This is a genomic window from Clostridium sp. KLE 1755 (genome assembly GCF_000466465.2).
Lineage (GTDB): Bacteria > Bacillota > Clostridia > Lachnospirales > Lachnospiraceae > Eisenbergiella > Eisenbergiella porci.
Genome location: NZ_KE992737.1, coordinates 1 through 750 on the forward strand (window position 1 = coordinate 1; position 750 = coordinate 750).

1 protein-coding gene and 1 pseudogene are annotated in these 750 nt (G+C 47.6%); one reads left to right on the forward strand and one right to left on the reverse strand.

Annotated elements, in window-relative coordinates; all coding sequences use genetic code 11:
* A pseudogene (locus HMPREF1548_RS18795) lies at positions 1-250 on the reverse strand (hypothetical protein); the annotation flags it as partial.
* Between the two features lie 311 nt (positions 251-561).
* Between HMPREF1548_RS18795 and HMPREF1548_RS29615 the strand changes: the two are divergent.
* The gene (locus tag HMPREF1548_RS29615; protein ID WP_021638037.1) at positions 562-735 is read left to right on the forward strand and encodes a hypothetical protein; all 174 of its coding nucleotides are present in this window, start codon (positions 562-564) and stop codon (positions 733-735) included.
* Positions 736-750 lie beyond the last annotated feature (15 nt).

The window sequence follows — 750 nt, forward strand, 5'->3', positions numbered from 1 at the left end:
TCCCCAGCAGCAGCGACAGAAAATGGTTCAACCTGCCGGGCGTATATTCAGGACTCATGATTTCCTTGAAAAAGGAATCATAAAGGATCTTTACACCCTTCATACCCGTACAAAAATCCAGGAACTCTTCCTGCCGTTCAGGCATCCAGCTCCGGAACAGCGCCTGCAGCCCGCTGCTTTCACCAATTTCTTTCAACACCTCCTTTCTTTCCCTGATAAGCGGAAAATAATTCCTGAGCCTGTTTTCCATAAATATTCCTCCTGTATTAAGTTTTTTGCCATTTACGGATTAATGCTTCGAAAAGGAAGCGCCGAAATGAAAGAACGGCCAGACGGCCGAATACTACAGCAGCATAGATACTGCCGTGCGACGAAATAATAATAACATACAAATTTAATAATATCAACATCAAACTCAGTCGGATACAGAACTTTTTCACGAAGAAATATAGTTTCAGGCCAATTCAAACATAACGAATCCTTACTTTTCACCAGCTTTTTTCCTGTCATACCCGTAAGGCATTTTCACCTTCTGCCTGCCAAAGGTGATGTCCGGAGCCAATGGACTGTGCGGCGGGGCTGTCTGTTACCGGCGGTGCGGGGGCCTGTCCTGGCGTATGGGGCCTTGGGGCAGAGGGCGGCGGGGAGGGGGAATTCACCGATACTTACGAAGTTTTGGAGCTGTTTCTTAAAGTAACCGAAGGAAGCTTTACCCGCAATACGGCAGCTGTCTGAGGAGCCTGCGACGAG

Excerpts from the sequence above, each read along its gene's own strand:
- HMPREF1548_RS29615 (WP_021638037.1), top strand. The coding sequence starts at position 562 with ATGGACTGTGCGGCGGGGCTGTCTGTTACCGGCGGTGCGGGGGCCTGT.